The following is a 23,510-nucleotide window of genomic DNA, read 5'->3' as shown; positions in this document are numbered from 1 at the left end:
CAAAATTCATTCAACTTACATAGAGGAGGTATTCATTTGAAAAAAGTTTGGTTTTGGTACATACTACAGTTTACATTTTCAATCTGCTTAGCCGTAAGTATATCATTATCTACGACATGGTTAATGATTAATACGGTAGTGGAACGGTCTATTCAACAATTTATGACAAATGAAATGACGGTGAGCTTTTCTCACTTAATGTCTCAATATATGAACATAGTAGGAGGAAATGCAACAGGAATAAGTAAGAACTTAGACCTGTTGGAAGTAGGAGATAGCAATCAAGAAGAAGCAAAACAAAATGATGATGCAGAATATAATAGCATAGATGAAGAAATATTAAATGAAGCAGCAGTTCCAGTTTTTCAAAATCAGCCGCCACAGTCTGAGCTAGAAGGGGAAGAGGATACTCTATTGTTTTCTGCCGAACAATTAGAAAGTACAAAAGATTCGCTAAGTGATGAGGAAAAGACGCAAATCTTTACATTATTAATTTCCAAGTTGCCGCAAGAACAATTACTTCAATTTTCAGAAATGATGGAAGGTGGAATCACCGAAGAAGAAAGTATAGAAATTATAAACACCATTTCTCAATACTTATCAGAAGAAGAAGTGAGTACTATATCGGAAATGTTAAACATATATTAGAATCGTAACGCTTTCGTAAACTAAACAGCAGTTTTTGTGGCTTTTTCCTACCTTATGATGGTGTTCGTCCAAAACAAAATTTGAACTTAATTGGATAGTATGTTACCCTATTAGAGGAAAATTCTATAATTGAGGGGTATCATATGAATTTTTTTAAGAGAAAAGAAAACTTGGAATCATTCAATCAAGATAAAGACAATAATAGCCGAAAAGTTATGGAATGGATCAAAGTATATCGAGTTCGTTTATCGCTAGTAGTTTTGACAATGTGTGTATTATTTGCTGTCGCGTATGGTGGGTATAGCTACGTCAGTGCGAATGTACAATCCGTTTACCATACATATTTTAATGGAGAGTATGTAGGTGCACTTAGTGACCCAGAGAAAGTCGAAGCATATGTAGAAGGTAGAAAACAAGACATAGAAAAGCAGTATGAAGATTACACGATAGCGTTTAACGATGAAGAAATTGAGTTTGAAATGCAGGAAGGTTTTAAATTAGAAGCAGAAGATGATATGGTTCTCAGTGAATTAGATGCTTTACTTTCATACAACATTGAGGGGTATGAATTGGTTGTTGATGGAGAAGCCATCGCTATGTTGAAGAACCAGCAAGAAGCAGAGCAAATATTAGAGCGACTGGAACAAGAATATACTTCCGATGTGGAAAAGCAAGCATCTGTTGAAAATATAGAATCCGTTTTGTTAAGTATAGAAGATACAAACAGTGAAGAATTAGTAGGACAAAAATTTATTTCTTTAGATAGTGTAGAAATCATAGAAGATGTGGATGTGGAACAAGTTTCGGTTCCTTTAGAGGAATGGTCAGATTCATCCTATGCTGATCCTGAAGAGCTATTTGAATCTATCCAAACTGGCGATGTAACGCCTGTTGTATACGAAGTGCAGCAAGGTGATTGTATCTCTTGTATTGCTACGGACCATGATATACCTCGTTCTGTCATTTATGATAATAATGAATGGATACAGGATGATAAGTTACAAATTGGTGATCAACTAGATCTCACAATTAGAAAACCTAAAATATCTGTCAAAACAGTAAAAACAGAAAATGAAATTGCATCGGTTCATTACGATACCATTTACGAAGAAGATGAAGAGCTGCTTAAAGGCCAGACCGAAATCATCCAGCAAGGGCAAGAAGGGATGAAAGTGATGACTTTTGAGTTAACCTATGTCAATAACCAGCTGTCTTCAGAAACGGTTGTAAATGAAGAGCAAGTGCTTGAACCCGTTGCAAAAATAGTAAGAAAGGGAACCAAGGTGATCCCAGGAATAGGATCAGGAATGTTCTCATGGCCAGTATCTTCCCCAAACATCACAAGTTATTATGGACATCGCTGGGGATCCATGCATAAAGGGTTAGATATGACATCGTCAGATAAAAATATTTATGCAGCAGATAGTGGAACGGTTGTGACGTCAGAATACCACGCTGGATACGGCAATTATGTGGTAATTAATCATAACAACGGTTATCAAACGTTATACGCTCACTTAAGTCAATTAAATGTATCCGCAGGAACTAATGTAGAAAAAGGAACCGTACTTGGCATTATGGGGACTACAGGAAATTCTACAGGTGTTCACTTGCATTTTGAAGTGAAAGTCAATGGCACAAATCAAAATCCTTCTAGTTATTTAAATTAATGATCCAGAAGAAGATAAATAGCATGAAATACACATGATCAAAAGAACAGTCTACGGGCTGTTCTTTTTTTATAAAAATAAAAATCTGTATTTCACATCATTTTCACATCACTTATCTACGAATTGTCCGAATTTATTGTTCATAATAAGCATTGTAACAACAACAAAACAAAATGATAGGAGATGATAAAATGAAAAAGAAAGTGATGAGTATGTTAACAGCAGCAGCGATTATTGGTGGGGTGGTTAGCAGCCCTGCGGCATTTGCAGACGCTTCCACATTAGACAGTGATCAGCAGGTGAATCAAGAGGTATCCAACAAAGATCATGGTAAAGATAAGGGTAAGGATCGTGGTAAAGACCGTGCCAAAAACCATGGCAAGCATAATAAGCATAATGGCGAAGCAAAAAACATCATAGATGAATTGCTGTCAACAGAATTAACGGCAGATCAACAAGGCATAAAAGATAACATAGATGATATGTATACACAATTAGAGACGCAACGATCCATTGTGAAAGAGAAGCGAGAAGCTTTGAAACAAGCAATAGCAGATGGATTAGATGAAGAAACCCTGAGTAGTATGAAAGCTGAATTAGAAGAGCTTAAAGAAGCAATAAAAGAATGGAAGAGTGAAAGCAAAGAACTTCTGGACAGCTTTTTAGAAACTGAATTATCAGAAGAACAACAAGCATTAGTAGCACAGTTACAAGCATTAAAATCCGAACACAAACCTGGAAAAGACGGTCAGCATAAACAGCTAATCAAGCAATTTCTAGAAACGGAGCTTACTACTGCGCAAGAGGAAATTGTTACTGCATTAGAAGCACTTAAAGACCAATATGATGGTGAAGAAGATAAAGAACAAGCAAAAGCTGAACGTGCTGCATTAATTGAGTCACTATTCAATACGGATCTATCTGAGGAACAACAAGCACTTAAAGAACAACTAGAACAACTAAAAGTAAAAGTAGAAAACAACTAAATAACTTCTTCATGCACCGACAACATATAACCGACAACGAATATAAAATCAAATAATAATTTTCATTAGTAAAGTCATCTCAGCCTTTTTTCGGGTAATACCGAAGAAAGGCTGTTTCTATGCAAGAGAGACTTTTATGAATATGATAGAATAGAGTGGTACACTGAGAGTGAAGAGGAGTGTTTGTTGTGTCTAAAATATTAGTTGTCGATGATGAACAGCCTATTGCTGATATATTGAAATACAACCTTGAAAAAGAAGGGTACGAAGTAGCTTGCGCCTTTGATGGTGGAGAAGCGGTTAAACTTGCATATGAACAATTACCAGACCTTATTTTATTGGACCTGATGTTGCCTGTAAAAAATGGCATCGACGTGTGCCGCGAAATTAGGATGCGTTTAAATACACCGATTATTATGTTATCAGCGAAAGACTCTGAAGTAGATAAAGTGGTAGGTTTAGAAATCGGAGCAGATGACTATGTTACCAAACCATTTAGCACGAGAGAAATATTAGCTAGAGTGAAAGCACATCTAAGAAGACAACGAAAATCGGAAGAAGATCAAGAACAAGCAAACCAAAAGAGCCTATTATCTTACAAAGATATTGTGATTGATAATGAAATGTATATCGCATATAAAAATGACATGCAACTTGACCTAACCCATCGGGAGTTTGAACTGTTGCAGTATATGATTAAAAATGCAGGTAGAGTGATGACGAGAGAACACCTGCTGCAAACCGTATGGGGATATGACTACATGGGAGACGTCAGAACGGTCGATGTGACCATTAGAAGAATAAGAGAAAAAATTGAAGATGATCCAAGTCATCCAACTTATATCATGACACGGAGAGGATTAGGTTATATGATGTATAACCCTAATACTGGAGGAACAAAATGAAGCGGGTTCACTTTTATCAAACGATGCAAATGAAGCTAATTATTATTTACGTATTGCTCATTACGATTGCAATGCAAGTAATTGGTGTCTATTTTGTTCGTACGATGGAAGATTCATTATATAAAAGCTTCTCTGATGACTTGCAGCTGAACGCAAATTTATTAGCAGAATATGTTAGCCCTTATTTGCAAGCGTTAGAGGAAGAAGAAGATAACAATTTTAATGAGTTGAAAGATGTCGTCAACCAATTTCAACAAATCATGGGAGCAGAAATCCAAGTCATAGATCGACATGGTGTAGTGTTAAGCTCATCGTTTCAAAAACAAGATATAGGGAAAAAGAGCACGGACTCGGATGTAAGTAGAGCGTTGCAAGGTATAGAAAATAACGCTCGTCAAGTCATTGATGCCTTTCAAGTGAGGAAAAGCGCACTCGCGCTCCCCGTAAAATATAAAAGTGAAACGATAGGAGCTGTGTATATTATGGCTTCGATGGAAGAAATGTTTGCTACTATCGATAGAGTGAAGCAAATTTTTCTTGCAGGAACGATTATTGCTTTAGTACTTACTGCTTTTTTAGGTGTTATTTTATCCAATACCATCACGACACCGATCAAAGATATTACGAAGCGAGCCACGCAAATTGCAGAAGGAAATTACAATCAAAATGTGGCTGTAGCAGGAAATGATGAAATAGCTAACTTGGCGATGACGTTCAATTATATGACCAATCGATTGCAAGAAGCGCTATCTTCCATACAAGAAGAAAAAAACAAGCTAGCCTCTATCTTGATCAATATGAGTGATGGGGTCATTGCGATTGACGACCAAGGAAACATTATATTAATTAATCATAAAGCAAGTGACATGCTGCAAGTGCTAGAGCAAGATATAATAGGAAAAAAAATATCACATTACTTATCTATTCCATATGAACAAATGAAAAGCACACAACATAATACGTACAACGTTATAGAGCTAGAGCATACAGAGCAAAAAAATGTGAAAGTAAGAGTGACGTTCACTTCCATCTATCATAAAGATAGCAGAAAAAAAGATACGATAATTGTGTTGCAAGACGTCACACAACAAGAACAATTAGAGCAATTGCGGAAAGATTTTGTTGCTAACGTATCACATGAACTAAGAACACCATTAACAACGATAAAAAGTTACTTAGAAGCGTTAGAAGAAGGCGCTGTTCACGACGAGAAGCTAGCATTAAAATTTATCGGCGTTACGAGAAATGAGTCCGATCGCATGATTAGAATTGTGAATGATTTATTGCAGTTGTCTCGTTTAGATTCGAGACAAACGACCGCCAATAAAGAGTTTGTATCTATGGAACTGATGCTGGAAGAAGTAGCAGATCGATTTTCATTTCAAGCGAAACAAAAACATATTCACATTACGTGGGAAGTAGAAGACGGTATTGCTGAAGTCTTTATTAATAGAGATTTAATTGATCAAGTGTTGGACAATCTAGTTTCCAATGCGATTAAATATACGTTGGAGTATGGTCGCATTTATTTAGTGGGTAAGCATTTGGATAGTAAACAGATTGAAATCAAAGTACAGGATTCTGGCATTGGTATTCCTCAAGAAGATCTAGACCATATCTTCGAACGTTTCTACCGTGTAGACAAAGCGAGATCAAGGAATATGGGAGGAACGGGATTAGGCTTATCCATTGCCCGGGAAATAGTGAAAGAGCATGGAGGAGACATTTCCATACAATCCAAGTTACAAGAAGGTACAACAGTTACGTTTACCTTACCTGTTGTTGAACGGGGGGAACATAACGTATGAAAGAAAAAATAAAATCAGTATTGCTTTTTCTTCTTATTGTCACTAGCTTATGGCAAAGTTACTTACTTGCGTATTCTCAGCCCAAATTTAGTCCGATTCATTTTGCTACTTATGTGGAAAATGAATTACAAGGGTCAAAAAAAGAAGAATCAGCATTCTTCTTTCCTACATCATTGGTTCTACATTTTGGTGAAAATAAGCAAACGGTGCTTAATCCTGATCATGCATTTTATGAAAAAATCTTTTATGATAAAATTAGTAAACGTAAATTTGAAAGTTTTCAGCTGGTTTCACTGGAAGCGGAAGCGTTACTTGCGTTACAGCGTAGTAGTAGAGGTGTCGAAATTAAGTTTGAACAACTCGTTCCGGTTCCTATTTTGCAAAATATGATGCAGTTGGAAAACAACTATACACTACAATCGGAAAAAATAAAAAGCATATGGATTGGCAGCAACGAAGGTAATGACGAGGTCAACGTCTATTTCTTCGCAGCTAGTAACAATGTATATCAATCTATTAACGCTGATTTTTTACTGGATGATATAGAACAGTATTTAACCTTTGGTCAATATTTAAATGAGCAGGTCAATTACACAAGCGTAGATACGATACATGGGGCCTTTTACTTGCCTGAAAAAGAAATACCTTCAGCAGAGATTACAATGAGCGTAAACGAATATACAGCGGAGTCATTTATTAATAGTTTGTTTGTTGATCCTAGTACGAGTCGAAGCTTTCCACAAACAGACGGTTCGCAAATTTATACTGACGGAAAAAGAGGGTTACAAATCGACGAAAACGGGAACTGGATGAGTTTCACTAATCCTGTAGCACCCACCCAACAATCATCCACAGCATACGCTAATCTAGCAACAGCGATCAAGTTTGTAAATCAACATGGTGGATGGAATGGTACGTACCGTTTATATCGTTTCCCAGAACAAACGGAAGAAATGTTTCGCTTCGTATCTTATTACAATACATTACCTATCATTCAAACAGAGGAAAGTATTTTTGGTTTAGTACAAGTGCAAATGGAAGAAAACGTAGTGACAAGTTATGAGAGATCGATGCTTGAATGGGATGAAGAAATATCTAGAAGCAAATATATGCTCTCTGGTGGGGAAGAACTTACAGCACTCATTAATGACTATAGCGAACCAATTGTGACCGTGTTCCCAGCTTACGAAGTAGTGAGAGAAACAGAGAATGTTACATTCATTCCAAGATGGGCAGTGGAAAAAGAAGACGGTACATTCGATTTTATAGAATAAGGGAGTAATGACCAAATGGAGTGGGGTAGGGCTAAAACGATATTAATTATTGCATTTCTTGTTTTAAATGTGATGCTTAGTTATCAACTATGGACGGATAACAATTTATTTTGGCAAAGTAATGTAGAGACGGAGTTTAAAGAGAGCGTCATGCAGTCATTAAAAGAAAATAACATCACGTTATCCCAAGAAATACCTACCCATACGCCTGAAGTTGGAGAAATTACGATTCAAACTCCGATAGAAGAAGTTGGCACATTTGATTTCTCTCCCCCCGATACCGTAGAACAACTTGAAGTGCAATGGAAGCAAGTATTGGCATTTGGAGATCAGTATGAATGGGATGACTTCAACAGTGCTGATGGCGTGTATGTATATAATCAGCAATATAATGGTTTCTCGATGTTTGAGATGAATGTCGTTGTCGATACACAGCAATCCCAAGCCATCACATACAGACAAATATACGCAGCAGTAAACAGTAACGATAACGATAACCGACAAGAAGTACTCTCTGCTTTTCAAGCATTGAAGTTACTCATCGATAATTACTTACAAATAGGAGCAAACATCACGAGTGTTGAACTAGGATATCACGGAAAAATATTTGATCTAGAGACACAAGTACTCGCTCCCAAATGGCGATTTACATTAGCAGATGGCACGACATATTACGTTCATGCTATCAATGGGGAAGTAGAAGAATTGAAAAAAGGGAGCATGCAGTAGGTGAAAACATTTAAATTTAGTGTACTCGCAAGCGGTTCAACAGGAAATGCTACACTGGTGCAAAATAAAGATACTACCATCATGATAGATGCAGGACTAAGTGGTAAAAAGTTAGAACAACTGCTGGAGCAAAGAAATATGCAAGGGGAGCAGATCGATGCGATTTTTGTTACACATGAACATGCAGATCATATTAAAGGATTAGGTGTCATGTGTAGAAAATATAAACTGCCAGTGTATGCCAACCAAGCCACTTGGAATGCGATGCAAGGTAAGATTGGAGAAATCGATCCACAATTTATGCAAATCATCGAGCCTGGGGAGATGCAAACATTTGGAGAACTGCAAATGAAAGCTTTTCCTATTTCCCATGATGCTGTTAACCCCGTTGCGTACTGGTTTAAAGAAGGAGATAGTAAACTAAGCGTAGCGACAGACCTTGGCTATATGAGCAGCAATGTAAAAAAAGAAATACAAGACTCTGACGTCATCGTATTGGAATCGAATCACGATGTGAACATGCTTCAATTTGGCAAATATCCTTGGAATATTAAACGCAGAATATTAGGAGATACAGGACACTTATCGAATGAAGCAGCGGGACAAGCCATTGCGGACTTATTAGAAGTAGAGCAAGTAAGAAGAATATATTTAGCTCACCTTAGTTTAGATCATAATATGATGGAGCTGGCTAAAGTAACCATTCAACATGAGCTAAAAGAAAAAGATTTGAATTTGGAGCAACATAATGTCAAACTGATGGATACGTATCCATACACACCAACGCTCTGGGATGAAGTAGGCAATTGAGGCTTAACATGCTTAACATATAAGTTAGAGAGGAAGTCAATACAGTGCAATTTGACATCATTACCGTCGGCAAAATAAAAGAAAAGTATTTAGTCCAAGGCATTCAGGAATATGTAAAGCGGATGCAAACCCATGCAACAGTGAATATGATCGAAGTGCCTGATGAGAAAGCGGGAGAACAATTAAGCCCCGCAGAAGCCTTGCAGGTGAAAGAAAAGGAAGCGGAACGCATACTAGCGAAAGTAAAGAAAGATGTGTATGTCATTGCACTAGCTATTGAAGGAAAAGTATGTACCTCAGAGCAGTTAGCGAAAAAAATAGATGACCTAGCCACGTATGGAAACAGTCATATTGTATTTATTATTGGTGGGTCGTTAGGGTTATCTGCTTCCGTACTGCAAAGAGCGAATCACTTGCTCTCGTTCGGCAAACTGACGTATCCACATCAGTTGATGCGCCTTATGTTAGCGGAACAGCTATATCGCAGTATTAAGATCAATCGCGGTGAGCCGTATCATAAGTAGTTGTGAACAAGAAGATTGAGGTAACTGTCCAAAATGTTCAATGGTCTAAGTATATTTCAAACAACGAATAATAACATTTAATCAAAATTAGGGGATATTCTAATGGATAAAATTTATAAAAAAGTTCTTTACTTGTTGAAATATAATTATGAAAGAGGTAATTGGAGTAGTCGCTTAGAAGATAAAGAAACAAATAAAGTTATAACCTCGATAGCTAAACATCCAGAATTCTCAGAGATAATAAACATTGAAGACACTGAGGAATGGTTAGTACAAATATTTAGTTGGTTGGAGTTTCATAAGAAAGAAGATTTTAGTTTAGATGATTCAAAGCAAGTTCTTGATTTACTCAAAGTTAACCTTCAATTGAATGTTAAGGAGTATTGGGTTGTCTTTCCTTTAGTAAATGCAACTTTGAATGATACTATCTGCTTAAGTGAAGATATATACATCATAGGAGGGGAAGATAAGGTATATCAAATGCATTATATAACCAAATTGTCCTCTGATGAGCTTGAATCAAGGTTTGAACATACACTGAATTCTAGATCACCTATCTTTCTATCACATCCATTAATTGCTATAAAAATTACACATCAATATTCTAGTGTTAATCATATTGCTTCTGACCGTGCTTTTTATGCAATCAGCGTATTAAATATACTCTATAGAGCTTATATTTACCCAGAACATGAATACTCCAGAATGCATTTAGCAATAAAAAGATTCGGTGAAAATAAAAGCATGTTAAAAAACATAGACACACTAAACTACCATATAGCAGTCCATGGCGACAAAAACTGGAAACATATACCTATTAATTTTAGTTACAACTGTAGATTTAGTTTAGAATGGTTAAAGAACCAAAAATATGTGGACCGGTTTGTGAAACTTTATCATTGGACAAGAGAAAGTGATAATTTAAATGAGTTAGACTTTCGATTCTTAAGAGCGATAAAATTCTTCATGAAGTCAATTAATAATGGGAAAAAAATAAAATCGTTAGATAGTGAGTCCGATGCAGTCTTATATCTCAATATTGCTGCTGAAGTATTATTCTTGAAAAAACACGAATCGGATAAGAAAAAGAAGTTGAAATTTCACTTGAATCACTTAGTTCGTTTAACTGATATAGACCAAACAATTGCTATTGATAAGATATGTAAATCTAGAAACGATTTTGTACATGAGGGGCTAGAATATAGAGAAGATTATTTTTCTAGAAATGAAGTAGATCCTTTTCTTACCGATGCTAAAGGAGATACCGACTTAGATGTATTTAATAAAATAATCTCTGTCATTATCAGTAAAGCTGATCTTTACGTTGAGTATGCAAATGATAATAAAAAGCATAGTAACTATACCACTAAACAATCATGGTTTAACCTGTTAAAGGATAGCTATGAAAGCTCTCAATATCTTATTAAAGGTATTTAAAAGAGGGCATTTCTAGCCGTCAGCGCTAAGAAACAGTGGAGAATTGAGAGGGTTTTTAGGGCGGTCATTGTATATGAAAGGTACCATGAGTCATGTAAAAAATAAAAATGTGAAATTATCTTAAGCTGTTATGCAAAACCATTTAGTTAGTAAAAGAGAGATCTTATTTTATACTAGTAAAATGTTTGATTAAATGCAAACATTTATGTAACAGTAATTGTTTACATAATCAGTTACAGCAACATAGTGCCTCTTGTTTCACGCTTACCTCGCAACACTTATCATGGTATGACATGCTATAATAATAGATAGCAATGAAAAAGAATGGAGACAACATAGATAAAAAAATCGGAGAGGAATGCTAATGATTAATGAAACTAACATTTTGATTTACCACACAGAAGAAGGAAACACAAAGATAGATGTTAGCTTAGAAAATGAAACGGTTTGAATGACACAGAGGGCAATTGCTGAGCTGTATCAAACAACTTCTCAAAATATAACTCTTTATATAAAAAATATTTATGAAGAAGGTGAATTGGAGGAAGAGGAAACTTGTAAGTATTACTTACAAGTTCTATTTATCTGAAAAAGAAGACAAGCAACTTAACCGTATTGTTACAATGTACTTAGATTATGCGGAAGTGACTTTGAAAAATTCGTAAGGGACAACAGACTAAAGTAATAACAAATGCATTGATTTAATTGAAAAATTAGTGCTTATTTCAATAGCTCAAAATATACAAATTCTAGATGCATCAAGGCATACATGGTATAATGGAATGAAGTACATAGATTTAAGGGCGGTCGGCGTACTTCCTCATAGTAGGAGGTGATGCCATGAAGGTATACGAAGTTATATCCCTTATTTTGAAATTTGGGACATTTCTTATTGCGTTGCTTTCGTTTATCGTGGTATTAATCACCACAATAAAATAGACCTCCCTTAGAGTTTGGAAAGCTCGGGAGGTCTAAACCTTACGACGCCGACTGCTCTTAAAGCAATCTATTGTGCTATACCACAAGTGTTTGCCGCACTTGTGGTTCTTTAATTAGTATAGACAGTTTTATTAATTTCATTATATCACAAACAGTTGAAGTTTACACAATACTTCAATTAGCATTTTTTCTTTCTTTTTTGTTGCAAGCAATTCTGATATTTTCCATGAGTTTATACTATATAAAAAAATAAATTTATCAAATACACAGTAAAATCTCATTATGCTATACATAATAAACGAATCGGCTCCACTTAGCTAATTAAACTTTCTCATTTTTCATGGATTTTCAAAAAAATACTCTCAAACAACTCATCATCGATAAATGCATCTAACTTCCACATGCCACTTTTAGGTAAGGTTAACTCAGATACCATGTGGTCATCTGCGGTAAAGTGTGGAGACAACGAATTAGAATGGCTATGGATTAAAGTTATGGATTCATCGTCTTTTTCGTGTGTGGCAGTAACTTTAACCGTTCCTTGTAATTCTGTTTCATCACCCCAAAGATACCACATACATTTATTTCCTGCATCCGGGTACAAATTAAGAACGTCATAAAGGATTGCAAACCGTCCTTCCTCCCCAATCATTTGACGGTCGTTAACTAAAAATATATCACTTTCCTCCCAATTTGCTGTCGCTTGACAACCAATAACGGTGAGAGAAATAATAAGTGCAAACAAAAAAATAGATAATTTCTTCATCATTATCTCAGCCCCTTTTAAATTAAAACATTCAGTTTAGAAAATAAATGGTGAAGATTTGCTCCACTCTACTCATTACCTGATATCAAAAGAGCACCATTATTCACTCATTCTTCATACTCATGCACTTTCACAAATATACTCCCAAACAGCTCATCATCGATGAATGCATCTAACTTCCACATTCCACTTTTCGGGAGAGAAAAACCTGATGGTAACTTGCGCTTTTCACTACTATTTTGGTATTGCCATGGATCACGATAGCTAAAAAGCGTAATAGACTCTTCATCATCATTTTCATGCGTAGCAGTAACCTTAACATCTCCTTTTAATTCCTCTTCCTCACCCCAGAAATGCCACATATATTTTTGTGGTTTATCTGGATAAAAGCGTATAGCTGCTTCGCTATCATCATAAATAAATCCAATTTTTCCTTCCTCTCCAATAAGCGTATAAGAGCCAGATGTGAATAAATCACTTTCCGCCCAATTTGCTGTTGCTTGACAACCAATAATGGTTAAACACATAAAAATCCCAAACATAACAGTAGAAATTTGCTTTTGCATTATCTCAGCCCCTTTTAAATGAAAATACACCGTGAAGATTAGCTCTACTCATTGCCTGATATCAATAGAGCACCATGATTCACTCATTCTTCATACTCATGCACTTTCACAAATATACTCCCAAACAGCTCATCATCGATGAATGCATCTAACTTCCACATGCCACTTGTCGGGAGAGAAAAAACTGATGGTAAGTTGCGCTTTTCACTACTATTTTGGTATTGCCATGGATCACGATAGCTAAAAAGCGTAATAGACTTTTCATCATCATTTTCATGCGTAGCAGTCACCGTAACAACTCCTTTCAACTCCTCTTCACTACCCCAAAAATTCCACATGTACTTATGTCCTTTATCTGGGTAAAAACGGGCAACGTCGCTATCATCATAAATAAATCCAAGTTTTCCTTCCTCTCCAATAAACGTATAAGATTCTGATGTGAATAAATTACTTTCCACCCAATCTTGTGTTTTACTTTCAGAAGAACAACCTATAACCGCTAAACAGATAGCAATCACAAACAAAGGAATAAAAATGTTCTTTTTCATTGTATTAAGCCCCCTTATATCGATTAACAATTAAAACCATTTTATCATATTTTTCAGATAATTTTGCATACATTCATGCCGGTTCATCTCTATCCATTTATTCAGAGGGAAACATCTAGTTTCATTATTTTCTAAGCTTACATGATTGTGCTAAAGATGGTGATACTAAAAACATCATTGGAAGTAGGGGGCGGCTTATGATTTCTTTTCAACCGAACTGTTGGTCCGAATACGATCCTTTAGAAGTGGTACTTTTATGTACACCAGCTTCGGTAAGTATTACAAATCAAGAAAATGCGAATATGGTGCAATCGAATGCCCCTATTCATCATGAGAAGGCAGCGGAGCAACATCATCATTTTAAAGCTACATTGAAGCAAGAGGGCGTTGAAGTGATAGATGTTGAAGAACAGTTAAGTGATGACATGAAGCAGTTGAGCTCACAGCTTGTACATCGAACCTTTGTGAGAGACATCGCCTGTGTGATAGGGAACAAAGTGATTCCAGGAGTACCTGGGGTTACGATGCGAAGTGCAGAATATGACATGGTGCATAAACTCATGGAAGGCTGGTTCTCCAAAGAAACCTTTCTGTCTGCTAATCAACACATAGATTGGGTGAGACGTACATCACCTTTGGAATTTGGTGACGTATTCATTTTAAATAAAGATGCTGTTTTCATTAACGTTGGTAAACGTAGTAGTGAAGAAAGTGTAGCAAGATTGCTGCCGCATCTAAAGTCGCAAGGGTTTTCGGAAGTCGGCATTATCGATTTGCCACACCAGTCCGATACGCTGCATTTAGATATGAATTGTAATGTAGCAGGGGAAGACATCGTTGTTGCGAAGCAGGGGCTACATCATTTTCCTGTTCGATTAATTACAGAATCCACTCATCAATATATGATGATGGAACAGTTTCTCATGCGTCATGGATTTGAAGTGATATGGGTAGATAAATATGCGGCTATACCCGATTTTAACTTCCTAACGATACATCCTGAAGCCATTGTACTAAGTAAAAATGCAAAAAAATCAGCATTTCGTCATCATGATAAATTAAAACATAAAAAAATGATAGAAGTGGACGTTAATGAGTTAGAAAAAGGCGGTGGTGGTATTCGATGTATGACGCTGCCATTACGTCGAGCTTTGTCATGATGAAAGGTGATATCTAATGGCTGCATCAAAAACAAAAAAAGGGAAAATGGCGTGGTGGCAATTATCTTTACTAGGTTGTGGTTGCACCATCGGTACAGGTTTTTTCTTAGGTTTCAGTTTAGCGATACAAAAGGCTGGACCCGCTGTTATTATTCTTTTCCTATTAGCTGCGCTGGCAACGTATTTTGTATACGAAGCATTAGGGAAAATGGCAGCAAAATATCCGGAAAAGGGCTCCTTCAGAACGTATGCAAAAAAAGCATTTGGCAAATGGGCCGGATTTAGTAACGGTTGGATGTATTGCACATCGGAAATTTTAATTATGGGTAGCCAACTCACTGCACTATCTATTTTTTCTCGGTTTTGGTTTCCGAATGTTCCTTTATGGATTTTTTCGCTCTTCTTTTCTATCGCTGGACTAGCCGTCCTGTTTACGGGGATGAAGGGATTTGAACGTATGGAAAATTTGTTTGGCATCATTAAAACAGCAGCGATTGTCATGTTTATCGTCATTGCGATTGTCATGCTAACGATGGGGGACAAGCAAGCGTTAACACAGGAAGCATGGAGTCAAAATATAGATCAGTTTTTCTCAGAAGGTGCAAAAGGACTATGGTTAGCATTCCTTTTTGCTTTTTATGCCTATGGAGGAATTGAAGTGATGGGATTGCTTGCGATTGATTTAAAACACCCGAAACAAGCCCCTTTGGCAGGCAGCGTGATGATTATTGCACTCACCATTATCTATGTATGTTCTATTGCACTAGCATTATCCCTTTTGCAGTGGGATGAATTTAATATCAAGCAAAGTCCGTTCATTACCGCGTTATCTCCTTACGATATCCCGTTTGTGCCGCACCTTTTTACTGCTATTCTCATTATTGCGGGGTTTTCTACAATGGTAGCGGCGTTGTACGCTGTCATGACGATTGTGATTACATTAGCCGAAGACAAGGACGCCCCTCCTTTTATAGCGAAAAAAGGAAGATGGAACATACCGATTCCTGCTTTTGTTTTTACCAGCATAAGCTTATTATTATCGGTTGTGGTTGCCTTTTTACTCCCCAAAAAAATATTTGAATATATAACGACAGCAGCCGGCATTATGTTGCTTTACAACTGGATATTTATTTTAGTGACGTATTTTAAACTTATGAAGGTGTCCAAATGGAGTATCGTTAAGGTGTGTGTAGGCATAGGGTTTATTCTGATTGCTATATCTGGGACATTAGGGGAAGAGACGAGCAGATATGGTTGGTATGTCAGTATGGCATTCCTGCTCATCATTAGTATTGCCACATGGATACGATACTTTATTTATGAAAGGGACACTGGCTAGGACTAGCTTCATCATCGCTTAAAAAATATTGCTTCCACTCATGGTTATCTCCCTCACCGTACCATTTGAGATCAGGATGAGCGGGAATATCATCGTACTTGGCTAATCTACTGCGTATCGCTTTTTTCATATTGCGACCGAAGGAGGTAGAATCGTTGAGATCTTTAAATACCCATCGTGGCTGAAAGGCAAGCATGAAATAGGGGAAGTAACGGCTTTTTCTTTCTTTATGTGCTGGTGTGGCACAAAAAGCAAAGTAAGGTTCTCCATGAAAACAAAACTCCCATTGATGATCGTTGGGATCTGTTGGGATTTCTTCTGGCCATTCTTTTTTATCGAATGAACGCAACTGATTTAATACGTTCCAAAACATAGCTCTGTAACTTTCCGTATCTGCCTCTTTCCATTTCTGCTGATCATTATGAAAAAACACAACGAGGGATGCATACCTTCCTGTATTTCTGGAACAAGCTGTGTAAGCTTCCATCACGTTTGCTAACGTTTGCACATCTTGTTCCGCATCTTCTATAAAAGCAAAGCGAAGTGAATCCTCTTTCAAACTGGTTCTTCCAGGGATACAAGGATATGTATTCCCTTCATCGTTGACGATGTTTAATAAAGATGAAAATGCTTCTTGCTCCCATGGTTTTAATGCATCCATGTTGCTATCTATCCACGATTTCTTCAATAGTAAATCCATTTTACAACTCCTCCTTTACAACATCAGCATATTAGAGGAAATGAAAATGGGTGACTGTCTATGTATCATACATTTGCGCTACTTTGAACCACGGTGTCTATAAGATGAATGAACTTGTTCAACCAACTTATTACTACTAGGTATTAGATGGCTACTGAGACGCAAATTTGTATCTCATTATTTCTTATCTAATCTATACGTAATGAAGTTACCTTAAAAATATAAGCTTCCACGCTTCTAATCCAAAGTAGACTGCAAATCCAATGAGAAATATTCCAGCGAAAATGGAAGTCCACTGTATCGCAACGGGACTCATAACCTTTTTAAACATACTCGAAATGGCCGCCATAAAAACATCCCATAATACAATACCGACAAAAATACCACCACTATAAATCAACAATTCCATCGAACTATGTAAATGGCTTGTCTTGGCTAGCACCGATCCGTATATGCCGAGCCAAAATATAATGTTTAGCGGGTTAGAGATGGACATAAGAAAACCGCTGCGAAACGATTTTAATTTCGATTCATGAAGGGCAGTGTTTCTGAGCTGTACCGTTTGTTTGGAAGCCGTAATGCTTTCAATACCTGTATACATGAGTATAAAAAAGCCCGCTGTCCATAGAAAAGCTTTCATAAATGGCGTGGTTAAAAAGTGTGCGACACCAAAATAAATGAGCAGCATAAACAAGATATCACCAAACATCGCGCCAATCCCTAGTAACCATGCGTGAAAAAATCCTTGGTGGATGCCTTTGTTAAATTGAGCAGCGTTGATTGGCCCTACTGGCACAGATAATGAAATACCTAATAATAAATAACTTAAAAATGCATTCATATAATTTCCCTCCAACACTCGCTGATAAAAATGAACTTGTCTCATCATTTCTTCATCTAGATAAGTTGAATGAACTTGTTCAAGCAACTTATTACCGCTAATCATAAGATGAAGAAACTACAGTAACCTTTACGCCTGGCAACTGAGGCGTAAACTTATATCTCATTATTTCTTCATCTAGATAAGTTGCATGAACTTGTACTTGTAATATTATATTCAGCGCTATAACTTGTACGACATTTTTGTTTATCATCATAGACAAACTTTATTTTGAATGTTTTGTGACGAGATGGTGAGAAGTTTTCAAAGCGTTGTGTTCACATGTATAATGGAGGAAGTAGAGGATAGAAGGAGAGATTGGATGAAGATCGTACAGTGTGAATGCGGTCATAATAACCCTTATGGTACACAAGTTTGCGAAATTTGTGGCAATCCATTTGACGAAAATGAACAATTGTTGAATATGCGGTATGAAGGAGCTGCTAGACGCTCACAGACGTATAACACAACGATAGTAGATAAAATATGGAACTTTTTCTCTTCTGTCAAAGTTGGAATATGGTTAATTGTATTGGTACTGCTTGGTTCCGTACTTGGCACGGTACTTCCACAACAGCAATATATTCTTAGTAACGCGCCTCCAGAAACCTTTTATGAGGAGCAGTATGGATGGTTTGGCTGGCTGTATTATACACTGGGCTTTCATGAACTATTTAAGTCATGGTGGTTTTTATTATTACTAGCTTTACTAGGGCTATCTTTAATTGTTGCTAGTTTGGATAGGATCATTCCGTTATATCGTTCCTTGAAGAAACAGCGCGTGACACGGAACACTTCTTTTTTAAAAAGACAGCGTTTATTTTCTGCTAGTGAAGTAGAGCATCCAGAGGAATCCATACAAAGCGTGAAGAAACAACTAGAGCAAAAACGTTATAAAGTAAAAGAAGAGAACGGCAATGTGTTAGCTGAAAAAAATAGATTTTCTAGATGGGGACCTTACGTGAATCATACGGGGTTAGTGATCGTGTTATTTGCTGCCATGTTAAGGTTTATTCCGGGCATGTATGTAAATGAAACCGTTTCAATCCGTGAAGGTGAATACATGGCGATCCCTGGAACCAACTATGAGTATTATCTTGAAAATGAAGAGTTTTCTATTGAGTACTACGATCCTACGGATGAAAAATACGAGGCAGCTTTAGAGAGAATAAACGGGCTGCAAGCTAAGACATATCAAACGGATGCTAATTTATATAGAAATATTGGCTCCACTATTCCTGGTGCACAACCAGAACTAGAATTCGTGAAATCAGGGAAAATTATTGTAAATGAACCCTTTACATTTGATAGCATCTCACTCTATCAAACGGGGTATGGAACAGAGTTTTATAAAATGATGTTTCAGTTAGCGAATAAAGAGACCGGAGAGCAATTTGGCACGGTCGAAGTGAACTTGGATAACCCACAAGAAGTACATGATTTAGGCAATGGTTATAAAGTAAAAGTACTGGACTATTTCCCAGACTTCGAGATGAAAGAGGATGGACCAGCGACGAAATCAAAATTTCCGAACAACCCAGGCATCGCTTTTTCTATGATTAGTCCTGAACACCCAGAAGGGGAAATTAGTTTCGTAGCGATTCGAACGAATGTAGAGCTTGGTGATAACGACTACAAAATGGAGTTTATATCCATGCTAAATAGAGATGTTACACAGCTAACAGTGAAAAAAGATCATACGCTTTGGCTTATCGCACTAGGCGGATTTATATTTATGATCGGGCTAACGCAAGGGATGTACTGGAACCATCGTAGAGTTTGGTTGCAGCAAGTAGACGGTGAAGTGTGGATTGCTGCACATACCAATCGTGGATGGGATGGCTTTCAACAAGAGATTACACAATGTATTCAGGATACGAAACTGTCAGAGCCAGTGGATCAAGATGTGACTGTAAAAAAAAGTAAGGAGAGTGAGTAACGTTGTTACAATTAAGCAGTAATTTATTAGGGGTTGCGTTTTTTTGCTATTTATTTGCTACGATCATGTTGTTTGTTGCTTCTGTAAATAAGAGAAAGCAAAACAAAGAGGAGGAATCTACTAAAAAAGGCATGGCTGTGAAATGGGGAATAGTGATCGCATTTATCGGCCTCATATTTCAAATTGCCTATTTTACTACGCGTTGGATTGCCGTCGGACATCCTCCAGTGAGTAATATGTTTGAGTATCTCACTTTCTTTGGCATGATGATCGTTGTCGGATCATTTGTGATTTATTTTATATATCGCAACACATTAGTAGCGTTATTTTCACTTCCTATTAGCATGGTTATTATCGCCTATGCAAGTGTCTTTCCTACCGATATTAAACCGCTTGTGCCAGGTTTGCAAAACTACTGGTTGCCAATTCACGTTTCCACTGTTGCACTAGGACAAGGACTTCTCACTATTAGTTTCATTGCTGGGTTGATTTACTTATTAGCGGTAACCAATCAAAGCAAATCCAGTAAACAAACACGTATGATCGAAGTAGTCATGTACGGTATTTTGAGTATTGTGGCTTTCGCTGTCATCGTACTTTCATTTGAAATCGTAAAATATGAACAGACGTTCACATGGCAAAATGAGCAAGAGCAATCATTAGAGCTAACATATAGTATGCCTGCTATTATTGCTCCTAACGATAGTCAAGTAGTCGGCGATGCTGGAGGATTCACCTCTCTAGTAGAAGCTCCCGCTTGGATGAAAGGTGTTAATGCTGCTCGCAAACTTAATAGTTTCGTGTGGGCGATGCTGGGAGGCCTTGTGCTGTATGGCATGATCCGCTTCATATTGCGCAAACGAATTGGTGCAGCAATACAACCATTATTGAAAAATGTAAGACCGACGTTGCTTGATGAGATTGGATACCGTTCCGTTGCGATTGGATTTCCTATATTTGTACTCGGTGGTCTAGTGTTTGCCATGATTTATGCACTCGATGCATGGTCGAGACTATGGGGATGGGACCCGAAAGAAATTGGAGCCCTTGTCACCGCTTTATTTTATGCGGCTTACTTGCATCTTCGTATATCTAGAGGATGGCAAGGTAACCGTTCCGCATGGCTAGCAGTAATCGGCTTTATTATTATTATGTTGAATACCGTATTCGTTAATCTCGTCATAGCGGGTTTACACTCATACGCATAAGAAGGTGAAAAATAGATGAGTCAGAGTAACAACGTGAAACAAAAACGATTGATACTTCGCACCGTTATTTTAGCTGTGTTTATCATCGTGCTTGGCTACACCATATACAGTAATGTATTTAAAAATCCTGCTCCAGTTCAAGTCGGAGATATTGCACCAGATTTTGAGCTGCAAACGACAAATGGAGAAACGGTGAAGTTAAGTGATTATCGAGGCAAGGGCGTCTTTTTAAATTTCTGGTCTACGTATTGTGAAGGCTGTGAAATTGAAATGCCTTATATGGATAGTCAATATCAATTTTTCAAAGATAAAGGTGTAGAAGTGCTCGCTGTGGATGTTGGAGAACCTGCACTTACAGTGAAGAAGTTTGCGGAAAAGTACAACTTAACGTTTCCTGTTTTACTAGATGAGAAGCAAGAAGTAACGAAACGATATGGCGTATTACCGATTCCGGCTACGTTTATTATTGATAAAGATGGAGTTGTGTTGGATTATATCGAAGGCTCCTTGCCAGAGCAAAGCATTAGAGTGTTGATGTCTAAAATTGTGCCATAGCGTATTTTTCCTTTACGTACATTTACTCCATACAAACAGCCTGTTACAAAGTCGACGATGACTTTCTAGCAGGCTGTTCCATGTGCTACGTGCTACGTTGTGTGCCCATTGGCACGTTTGTACTTTTGCTGCACCCATTTCGTATTGGATAACGAAAAGAGGAGGAGTGCAGACCAAATAAAAGTAAAAGCCACAGCATGATCTTGTGTGAATGATTCCTCATAAAATACAGTGCCGATCAGCAAAGATATCGTCGGAGCAATATACTGCAAAAATCCTAACATGAATAAAGGAATACGCTGCGCTCCATATGCAAATAAAATTAATGGTGTTGCAGTTGCAATCCCACTTCCAATTAGTAGCACAATATCTCTTGGTGAGGAAGAAAGAAAGGAGAAATCACCATTTGCATTACCATATATGATGTAGAGAAGTGCAAAGGGGAATACAATCACTGTTTCCATCGTTAGACTAGTAATCGCATCGAACCTACTTCTTTTTTTAGCTAGACCGTATAAACCAAATGAAATGGCAAGCGTGAGTGCCATCCAAGGCACAGAACCAAACGAAATGGTTAAATATAGTACGCCCGTAAAAGCGAGTAAAAATGAAATCCACTGTAATTTATGTAATCTCTCATGTAAAATAATCATACCTAACAACACACTAATCAGTGGGTTAATATAATAACCTAAGCTTGCTTCTACAATTCTTTCGTTGTTCACCATCCAGATGTACAGCATCCAGTTAATAGAGATAAGTAGCGATGCAGAAAGTAACAGCATCATGGCTTTCTTATGCTGAAGCATATGTTTTGCTTGTAGTAGAAACTGATCCTTTTTATGCAATATCAATACAAGTAAAATAGAAAAAACAAAGCACCAAATGATACGATGTGCTAAAATTTCATCTGCACTTCGATGCCCTAATACCTTCCAATAGACGGGCAAAACACCCCATATAATATACGAACCAGCCGTTGCAATTAAACCGGCTTTGTAATCTACTACGTTAGCGTTGTGCATGGACATGTTGCATCCTCTTTTCTTTATTTTACGATGTTGTTAATTGCTATATAAAGAGCACTCTATATACATAGCATAATGTAAGGCAGATGCAATCTATTATGACATATATACAAGCGTCATACATTATATTTATTTTGTGAATTCCCTATGTAGGAACAAAAAATATGGTATATTGAATAGTATGACTTATCGAATAATTTAGTCAAGTGTACAATAATAATGACATTATCCGATGTAGGTGAAGGACGGTGGCTATATTGCTTAGTGTGAAACAAGAGAAAAACGGAATACATGTTGCAAAAGTAGGCGTAAAGGGTTTGCGCATGACCATTTATATTTATATATACTTGATCGATGATTGTTTAATTGATACGGGACCGAGCAGATCCGGTAAATATATTATTCCTTATTTACAACAAAATCGCTTTGATCAAGTTATACTGACACATCATCATGAAGATCATACAGGCCAAGCCGCATGGATACAACAAAATAAAAATGTGCCACTATACATTCATGAAAAAGGAAAAGCCATATGTGAAGAGAGTGGAAATTACCCTTACTATCGTAAAATGTATTGGGGAAAGCGTGAAGCATTTCAAGCACAAAAACTGCATGACGTATTGGAAACGAAGAACCATACTTTTGAAGTCATTCATACCCCCGGTCATGCCGAAGATCACGTCGTATTGTTCGATAAAAATAATGGTTTTTTATTTAGTGGGGATCTATACATTCTAAGAAGACCGACGAACATTTGGGGATTTGAGAATATGAATGGGATCATCAATTCCATCAAAAAAGTAATGCCATTGGATTTTGAATCTTTATATTGCTATCATGCGGGTGCTATACCAGACGGAAAGAAGCGGTTGAAACAGAAGTTGGAATATTTAGAGGAGTTAAAAGGAAAGACGGTAGCATATAATCAACAAGGCATGACCGAAAAAGAAATTGTAAAGCAATTATCGTTGAAACGTAACATTCTTAGCTATTGGTCGTTTGGTGCGTATTCACCGTTGAATCTGGTGCGGTCTCTATTAGAGGAGGAAGAATAGTAGTGAAGAACCATACAGACAGCCAACTTTAAA

General features: G+C 37.1%; 23 protein-coding genes. 17 read left to right on the top strand and 6 right to left on the bottom strand.

Translation table 11 applies throughout. The annotated features are described in order from the left end of the window. Window positions 1-36: 36 nt before the first annotated feature. The 11 genes from D1Z92_RS10275 to D1Z92_RS10220 all read left to right on the top strand — a co-directional run bounded on the left by D1Z92_RS10275 (window position 37) and on the right by D1Z92_RS10220 (window position 11,730). On the top strand, window positions 37-648 hold the full coding sequence (locus D1Z92_RS10275) for a hypothetical protein (RefSeq protein WP_128895581.1): 612 nt from the start codon (window positions 37-39) through the stop codon (window positions 646-648). A 143-nt stretch (window positions 649-791) separates the two neighbouring features. Further along, window positions 792-2,318, top strand: a complete 1,527-nt coding sequence (locus D1Z92_RS10270) for a M23 family metallopeptidase (RefSeq protein WP_128895580.1) — start codon at window positions 792-794, stop codon at window positions 2,316-2,318. A 191-nt stretch (window positions 2,319-2,509) separates the two neighbouring features. Beyond that, entirely contained in the window at window positions 2,510-3,304 is a 795-nt protein-coding gene (locus D1Z92_RS10265) for a hypothetical protein (protein ID WP_128895579.1), read from the top strand. 188 nt (window positions 3,305-3,492) lie between these two features. Beyond that, window positions 3,493-4,209, top strand: a complete 717-nt coding sequence (gene yycF, locus D1Z92_RS10260) for a response regulator YycF (RefSeq protein ID WP_128895578.1) — start codon at window positions 3,493-3,495, stop codon at window positions 4,207-4,209. Beyond that, window positions 4,206-6,017, top strand: coding sequence for an ATP-binding protein (locus D1Z92_RS10255; protein WP_128895577.1), 1,812 nt, complete (start codon window positions 4,206-4,208; stop codon window positions 6,015-6,017). Before yycF ends, D1Z92_RS10255 begins: the two co-directional genes overlap by 4 nt. Continuing rightward, window positions 6,014-7,291, top strand: a complete 1,278-nt coding sequence (locus D1Z92_RS10250; RefSeq protein ID WP_128895576.1) for a YycH family regulatory protein — start codon at window positions 6,014-6,016, stop codon at window positions 7,289-7,291. The genes D1Z92_RS10255 and D1Z92_RS10250 overlap by 4 nt, the downstream gene beginning before the upstream one ends. 15 nt (window positions 7,292-7,306) lie before the next feature. After that, the gene (gene yycI, locus D1Z92_RS10245; protein ID WP_128895575.1) at window positions 7,307-8,020 is read left to right on the top strand and encodes a two-component system regulatory protein YycI; all 714 of its coding nucleotides are present in this window, start codon (window positions 7,307-7,309) and stop codon (window positions 8,018-8,020) included. Next, window positions 8,021-8,830 carry an MBL fold metallo-hydrolase gene (locus tag D1Z92_RS10240; RefSeq protein WP_240666654.1) on the top strand — a complete coding sequence of 270 codons (810 nt, stop codon included), beginning with the start codon at window positions 8,021-8,023 and terminating at the stop codon, window positions 8,828-8,830. A 44-nt stretch (window positions 8,831-8,874) separates the two neighbouring features. Continuing rightward, on the top strand, window positions 8,875-9,354 hold the full coding sequence (gene rlmH / locus D1Z92_RS10235; RefSeq protein ID WP_128895574.1) for a 23S rRNA (pseudouridine(1915)-N(3))-methyltransferase RlmH: 480 nt from the start codon (window positions 8,875-8,877) through the stop codon (window positions 9,352-9,354). Between the two features lie 102 nt (window positions 9,355-9,456). Beyond that, complete coding sequence (locus D1Z92_RS10230) at window positions 9,457-10,791, top strand: HEPN domain-containing protein (RefSeq protein WP_128895573.1); 1,335 nt, start codon at window positions 9,457-9,459, stop codon at window positions 10,789-10,791. A gap of 840 nt (window positions 10,792-11,631) precedes the next feature. Further along, window positions 11,632-11,730, top strand: coding sequence for a putative holin-like toxin (locus D1Z92_RS10220; RefSeq protein ID WP_128895572.1), 99 nt, complete (start codon window positions 11,632-11,634; stop codon window positions 11,728-11,730). Window positions 11,731-12,061: 331 nt separating this feature from the next. Here D1Z92_RS10220 and D1Z92_RS10215 read toward each other — a convergent pair whose 3' ends face one another. The 3 genes from D1Z92_RS10215 to D1Z92_RS10205 form a co-directional block, all read right to left on the bottom strand. Next, the gene (locus D1Z92_RS10215; RefSeq protein WP_128895571.1) at window positions 12,062-12,499 is read right to left on the bottom strand and encodes a DUF4871 domain-containing protein; all 438 of its coding nucleotides are present in this window, start codon (window positions 12,497-12,499) and stop codon (window positions 12,062-12,064) included. Between the two features lie 104 nt (window positions 12,500-12,603). Further along, window positions 12,604-13,062, bottom strand: coding sequence for a DUF4871 domain-containing protein (locus D1Z92_RS10210; RefSeq protein WP_128895570.1), 459 nt, complete (start codon window positions 13,060-13,062; stop codon window positions 12,604-12,606). An 83-nt stretch (window positions 13,063-13,145) separates the two neighbouring features. Further along, the gene (locus tag D1Z92_RS10205; protein ID WP_128895569.1) at window positions 13,146-13,610 is read right to left on the bottom strand and encodes a DUF4871 domain-containing protein; all 465 of its coding nucleotides are present in this window, start codon (window positions 13,608-13,610) and stop codon (window positions 13,146-13,148) included. A 197-nt stretch (window positions 13,611-13,807) separates the two neighbouring features. On the opposite strand from D1Z92_RS10205, the gene D1Z92_RS10200 reads away from it, so the two are divergent. Together D1Z92_RS10200 and D1Z92_RS10195 are read left to right on the top strand one after the other, a co-directional pair. Next, window positions 13,808-14,770: an arginine deiminase family protein gene (locus tag D1Z92_RS10200; protein ID WP_128895568.1), complete on the top strand. Its 963-nt coding sequence runs from the start codon at window positions 13,808-13,810 to the stop codon at window positions 14,768-14,770. Window positions 14,771-14,786: 16 nt separating this feature from the next. After that, on the top strand, window positions 14,787-16,109 hold the full coding sequence (locus D1Z92_RS10195) for an amino acid permease (RefSeq protein ID WP_128895567.1): 1,323 nt from the start codon (window positions 14,787-14,789) through the stop codon (window positions 16,107-16,109). Here the strand turns inward: D1Z92_RS10195 and D1Z92_RS10190 are convergent. Together D1Z92_RS10190 and D1Z92_RS10185 are read right to left on the bottom strand one after the other, a co-directional pair. Beyond that, window positions 16,084-16,809 carry a YqcI/YcgG family protein gene (locus D1Z92_RS10190; RefSeq protein ID WP_128895566.1) on the bottom strand — a complete coding sequence of 242 codons (726 nt, stop codon included), beginning with the start codon at window positions 16,807-16,809 and terminating at the stop codon, window positions 16,084-16,086. The genes D1Z92_RS10195 and D1Z92_RS10190 overlap by 26 nt on opposite strands. A 208-nt stretch (window positions 16,810-17,017) precedes the next feature. Further along, entirely contained in the window at window positions 17,018-17,650 is a 633-nt protein-coding gene (locus D1Z92_RS10185) for a LysE family transporter (RefSeq protein ID WP_128895565.1), read from the bottom strand. A gap of 361 nt (window positions 17,651-18,011) precedes the next feature. Between D1Z92_RS10185 and resB the strand changes: the two genes are divergently transcribed. The 3 genes from resB to resA are packed head-to-tail and all read left to right on the top strand — an operon-like array spanning window position 18,012 to window position 21,391. Further along, the gene (gene resB, locus D1Z92_RS10180) at window positions 18,012-19,628 is read left to right on the top strand and encodes a cytochrome c biogenesis protein ResB (protein ID WP_128895564.1); all 1,617 of its coding nucleotides are present in this window, start codon (window positions 18,012-18,014) and stop codon (window positions 19,626-19,628) included. 2 nt (window positions 19,629-19,630) lie between these two features. Then, window positions 19,631-20,836, top strand: coding sequence for a c-type cytochrome biogenesis protein CcsB (gene ccsB, locus D1Z92_RS10175; RefSeq protein WP_128895563.1), 1,206 nt, complete (start codon window positions 19,631-19,633; stop codon window positions 20,834-20,836). 15 nt (window positions 20,837-20,851) lie between these two features. After that, the gene (resA, locus tag D1Z92_RS10170; protein ID WP_128895562.1) at window positions 20,852-21,391 is read left to right on the top strand and encodes a thiol-disulfide oxidoreductase ResA; all 540 of its coding nucleotides are present in this window, start codon (window positions 20,852-20,854) and stop codon (window positions 21,389-21,391) included. 92 nt (window positions 21,392-21,483) lie between these two features. On the opposite strand, the gene rarD is transcribed toward resA, so the two are convergent. Then, window positions 21,484-22,422, bottom strand: coding sequence for an EamA family transporter RarD (gene rarD, locus D1Z92_RS10165; RefSeq protein ID WP_240666653.1), 939 nt, complete (start codon window positions 22,420-22,422; stop codon window positions 21,484-21,486). 245 nt (window positions 22,423-22,667) lie between these two features. On the opposite strand from rarD, the gene D1Z92_RS10160 reads away from it, so the two are divergent. Further along, window positions 22,668-23,477 (top strand): MBL fold metallo-hydrolase, encoded by an 810-nt coding sequence (locus D1Z92_RS10160; RefSeq protein ID WP_128895561.1) that lies wholly within the window; start codon window positions 22,668-22,670, stop codon window positions 23,475-23,477. Window positions 23,478-23,510: the final 33 nt, after the last annotated feature.

Origin of the sequence: Longirhabdus pacifica, from assembly GCF_004115085.1 — a bacterium.
In the GTDB taxonomy this organism is placed as follows: Bacteria; Bacillota; Bacilli; order Paenibacillales; family DSM-105158; genus Longirhabdus; species Longirhabdus pacifica.
The sequence above is the reverse complement of the archived record's forward strand: the minus strand, read 5'-3'. Positions and strand labels throughout refer to the sequence as shown.